This is a genomic window from Pseudohaliea rubra DSM 19751, from assembly GCF_000764025.1.
GTDB classification, from domain to species: domain Bacteria; phylum Pseudomonadota; class Gammaproteobacteria; order Pseudomonadales; family Halieaceae; genus Pseudohaliea; species Pseudohaliea rubra.
In genome coordinates, this window is record NZ_KN234814.1 from 1 (window position 1) to 4808 (window position 4808).

At 69.2% G+C, this 4808-nt stretch carries 4 protein-coding genes; 1 reads left to right on the forward strand and 3 read right to left on the reverse strand.

Annotated features, from left to right (window positions below):
- From HRUBRA_RS14285 to hemA, 3 genes are all read right to left on the reverse strand, one after another.
- Positions 1-364, reverse strand: a 364-nt coding sequence (locus HRUBRA_RS14285) for a N5-glutamine methyltransferase family protein (RefSeq protein ID WP_035518290.1), incomplete at its 3' end; no start/stop codon positions are given.
- Positions 361-1446: a peptide chain release factor 1 gene (gene prfA / locus HRUBRA_RS14290; RefSeq protein WP_035518291.1), complete on the reverse strand. Its 1086-nt coding sequence runs from the start codon at positions 1444-1446 to the stop codon at positions 361-363. The genes prfA and HRUBRA_RS14285, both read right to left, overlap by 4 nt.
- Positions 1443-2798, reverse strand: a complete 1356-nt coding sequence (hemA, locus tag HRUBRA_RS14295; RefSeq protein ID WP_052094967.1) for a glutamyl-tRNA reductase — start codon at positions 2796-2798, stop codon at positions 1443-1445. The genes prfA and hemA overlap by 4 nt, the downstream gene beginning before the upstream one ends.
- Before the next feature lie 178 nt (positions 2799-2976).
- On the opposite strand from hemA, the gene HRUBRA_RS14300 reads away from it, so the two are divergent.
- Positions 2977-4713: a tetratricopeptide repeat protein gene (locus HRUBRA_RS14300; RefSeq protein WP_035518293.1), complete on the forward strand. Its 1737-nt coding sequence runs from the start codon at positions 2977-2979 to the stop codon at positions 4711-4713.
- The last annotated feature ends 95 nt before the right edge of the window (positions 4714-4808 follow it).

The following is a 4808-nucleotide window of genomic DNA, read 5'->3' on the forward strand; positions in this document are numbered from 1 at the left end:
CAATGGCGCCGCTGCCGGTGCCGGCGTCGAGGACCCGCGCGTCGGCGGGCAGCGGCAGCTCCAGGGCCCACTGCACCAGGGTCTCCGTGTCCGGCCGGGGCACCAGCGTCGCGGGGGTCACGCGCAGGGCCAGGGACCAGAAATCGCGTTCACCCACAAGGTAGGCCACGGGCTCGCCGTCCCGGCGCCGGGCGAGGAGTTCGCGGTAACGTGCCGCCGGAGTCGACGGCACTGGCGCCTCCGGCCAGGCGAACAGCCAGCTGCGGGGGCGGCCGAGGCAGTGGCCGAGCAGCACCTCGCCATCGCGGCGCGCCTCGCCATCGGTGCCGGCCTCGGCGAGGAGTGCCTGCACCGTCGCGGTCACGAGCCGGCGAGGGCGGCGAGCTGATCCGCCTGGTGCTCCTGGCGCAGGGGGTCGATCACCGCGTCGAGATCCCCGGCCATCACCTCGTCGAGACGGTAGAGCGTGAGATTGATGCGATGGTCCGTGAGGCGGCCCTGGGGGAAGTTGTAGGTGCGGATGCGGTCCGAGCGGTCGCCGCTGCCGACGAGGTTGCGGCGCTCCGCGGCCTGCTCCGCGGCCTGCCGGTCGCTCTGGGCATTGGCCAGCCTCGCCTCGAGGAGGGCAAGCGCCCGGGCGCGATTCTTATGCTGTGAGCGCTCGTCCTGGCACTCGACAACGATTCCGGTGGGCAGGTGCGTCAGACGCACAGCCGAGTCGGTCTTGTTCACGTGCTGGCCGCCGGCGCCGGAGGCGCGATAGGTGTCGATGCGCAGGTCGGCCTTGTTAACGGTCACTTCACCGAGCTCGTCCGCCTCGGGAAGGATGGCAACGGTGCAGGCCGAGGTGTGGATGCGACCCTGGGACTCTGTTTCCGGGACCCGCTGCACGCGGTGTGCCCCGGATTCGAATTTCAACCGGGCATAGACATCACTGCCCTCGACACGGCTGATGAGCTCCTTGTAGCCGCCGTGCTCCCCGGGGCGCTCCGAGAGCACCTCGACGCGCCAGCCGCGGCGCTCCGCATAGCGGCTGTACATGCGGAACAGGTCACCGGCGAAAATTGCCGCCTCGTCGCCGCCGGTGCCGGCGCGGATTTCCAGAAAGACGTTACGGGCGTCCCGCGGGTCCCGCGGCAGGAGCAGCAGCTGCAGGTCGCGCTCAAGGGCCTCGAGGCGGTCGGCAGCGTCCGCAGCCTCTTCCTCGGCCAGCGCGCGCATCTCCGGGTCGCTGTCACCGAGCATAGCCTGCGCTTCGTCGCGATCCACCGCAGCGCTGCGGAAGGCTTCATAGCTTCTGATCACGTCCTCGAGCTCGGCGTATTCGCGGGACAGGCTGCGAAAGCGCTCCTGGTCGGCAAGGGTCTCCTGGTCACCCAGGAGCGCGGATACTTCCTCGTGGCGCTCGGCGAGGGCGTCGAGCTTGGCCAGCAATGAGGGTTTCACTGCCGCTTGAGTCCGCGCGATTCCGCTGCCTTGTTGATGGAAGTCACTGACGCCGCAGGCCGCGCCGCGGCTTCGAGGGCCTCGTCGCCGCGCAGCCCCAGGAGGCCGCGCGCGTGCGTGAGCACGTCTTCGCGGCCCTCGGCGCTGGCCCGCTTGAGGCCGGTGGTAGGCGCGTGAATAAGCTTGTTGGTGAGGCCACGCGCAAGCTGGGCCAGCACCGTCGCTGCGTCGTCGCCGCGCTCGAGGGCAGCCAGGGCCCGGTCCAGCTCCTGCTGCCGCGTCTGCTCGGCGGCCTTGCGGAACTCCTTGACCAGGTCCACGGCCGCGAGGGAGCGGCGCTCCTCGTAGAAGGCGCGCACGCCTTCCATGATGATGCCGTCGGCCTTGCGGGCCTCGTCCTGGCGGCTGCGCAGGTTCTCGTCGACGATCTGTCGCAGATCATCGACGGTGTAAAGGTAGATGTCGCGCAGTTCGCCGACCTGCGGTTCGATATCCCGCGGAACGGCGATGTCGACCATGAGCATGGGCCGGTGCTTGCGGGCCCGGATCGCGCCCTCGACGGCGCCCTTGCCGAGGATCGGCAGCTGACTTGCGGTCGAAGAGATGATGATATCAGCCTTCGGCAGCTGCGCCGGAATATCCGACAGGAGAATGGCCTCGGCGCCGAACTTCTTCGCCAGCTCCCGGCCCCGCTCCAGGGTCCGATTGGCGATAACGATGTTATTGACGCCGGCCTCGATAAGGTGCCGGGTTACCAGTTCGATGGTCTCGCCGGCGCCTACCAGCAGCGCGTTGCAGTCGGACAGGTCGGCAAAGATGTGCCCGGCGAGGTCTACGGCGGCATAAGCCACGGAGACCGGGTTCTCGCCGATGGCCGTGTCCGTACGCACTTTCTTGGCAATGGAGAAGACCCGCGGGAACAGGCGGCCGAACTCGCTGGCGACCGTACCGGCGTCGCTGGCGACGGCATAGGCAGACTTGAGCTGGCCGAAGATCTGCGGCTCGCCGAGCACCATGGAGTCGAGACCCGCAGCCACCTGCACAAGATGCTGCAGAGCGCGCTCGGCCACGTGATGATAGGAGGCCTGGTGCAGGTCTTCCGGCGCCAGCTGGTGGTAGCCCGCCAGCCAATCGATCACGCCGCTGGCCTTCATCACCGGGCAGTCGCCGGCGGGCACCATGGCATAGAGTTCCATGCGGTTGCAGGTCGAAAGGATGACCGCTTCCTCGAGGCCAAGAGAGCCGCACAGATCGCTCAGGGCGTCGGCGATCTGTTCCGGCGCGAAAGCCACGCGCTCGCGGACCTCGACAGTCGCCGAGTTGTGGTTGATTCCCAGAGCGATGAGGTTCATGGACCAGCGTTTCCCTATCGTGCCGCAACAACCGGTGCCCCAGCCCGGGGGTCACCGAAATCTGCTTTATTGTATCAACAAAGGCAGCCCCGGCGCAGCGCGGCGCACCCTCTGTGGGTTTCACGGGGGGAGTGTGTCATCATTGCACTGCCTCAAACATTGATCTTGCTCTATATTCATGCCGATGCGCCTGACCGCCCTCGCCCTCCTGCTGTCGCTGCTGGGAGCCTGCTCCAGCACCGTGGCGACCCGCTCCGGGGCGCCGGAGGAGGCGCCTGCGCCTGCCGCAGCGGCGCCGCCCGCGGTCGCCGCGCCGGCGGCACCCGAACGACCGATACCCGAAGCCAGCGTCTACCCGCTGCTTGCCGCCGAATTCGCCCTGCGGCGGCGCGACTACCCCGGGGCCCTGGATATCTACCAGGAACAGGCGCCGCTGCTGCGCGATCCGGCAATCAGCGCTCACGCCACGCGCCTTGCCCAGTACCTGCAGCGGGAGGATGCGGCGCTGGAGGCCGCCTCGCTCTGGGCGGAGCTGGACCCGGCGTCCAGCGAAGCCCGCGACACGCTGGCGACGTTGCTTATCCGCCAGGGGCGCACGCCGGAGGCCGCAGCGCAGCTCGCTGCCGTCGCCCGCCTGGAAGGCGATGCCCGCTTCCCGGCCCTCCTCAACCGCTTTGAGGAACTGCCGCCGGCGGAGCAGGCAGCCCTCGACGAGACCGTGACGGGGCTGCTGCCGGAATTTCCGGAGAGCGTGCCGCTGCACCTCGCCGCGGCGCTCATTGCCGCAGAGCGCGGCGACCCGGCGAGTGCCCGGGAGCGCCTGGCGGCGGTTTTTACCCTCGACCCGCAGCAACACCAGGCTCTTCTCCTGGACGCGCGGCTGCGCCTGGAGGCCGGCGAGCGCAAGCCGCTGGCACGGATCGAGGCAGCGCTTGCGGCCGAACCGGACAACGACCGGCTGCGGCTGCAGTACGCGCGGCTGCTGGCACGCGACGACATGATCGCGGCCCGCGAACAGTTCGAGATCCTCTCGGTCAACAATCCCCGGGACGGCGACATTTTCTACTCCCTCGCGCTGATCAACGAGGAACTCGGGGACCGGGTCGCTGCCAAGGCTTATCTCCGCCAGCTGCTGTCCCTCGGGCAGCGTCCCGATGATGCCTACTTCGTCCTCGGTCGCATGGCCGAGGACGAGGGTCAGCTGGCCACCGCGATTGAGCACTACATGCAGGTTGGGGACGGCCCGGAGTTCGTCGCCGCCAACGCACGCATCGGCGAACTGTTGCTGCGCGCCGGCGAGCTGCCCCGCTTTCTCGGTCATTTTGCAACGCTGCGTCAGAGCTACCCGCCGCGCAGCGAGCAGCTCTACGCCCTTCAGGCCAATCTTCTGAATGCCGCCGGGCGCAACGAGACGGTCCTTGAACTCCTGGACCAGGGGCTGGCCACCCATCCGGAGTCCACCTCCCTGCGTTACAGCCGCTCCGTGGCCCACGAGCGCGCCGGCGACATCGCGGCGGCGGAGACAGACCTGCGCGCCATCCTCGCCCGGGAGCCCGATAACGCCACGGCCCTGAACGCCCTCGGCTACACGCTGGCAAACCGCACTGACCGCTACGAGGAAGCGCGAACGCTGATCGCCCGGGCCCTGGCTCTGGAGCCCGATGAGCCGGCGATCCTCGACAGCATGGGCTGGGTGCTCTATCACCAGGGCGAGTACGAGACGTCCCTGGACTATCTTACCCGCGCCTACGCACTCTTCCCGGACCCGGAAGTGGCGGCACACCTCGGCGAGGTGCTCTGGGCCTCCGGCGACCGGGAGGGCGCCCGCCGCATCTGGCAGGGGGCCCTCGAGGAGGACCCGCAGCACCCCGTGCTGCGCGCGACCCTCGAGCGCCTGGGCGTCGACGACCTCTAGTGTCCCCCGGGACCGTCCTCCTCCGCGCCGTCGCCGCCGCGCTCTGCCTCTGCCTGGCGGCCTGCGCCGGGCGCGAGCTGCGTCCGCCTCCCGGG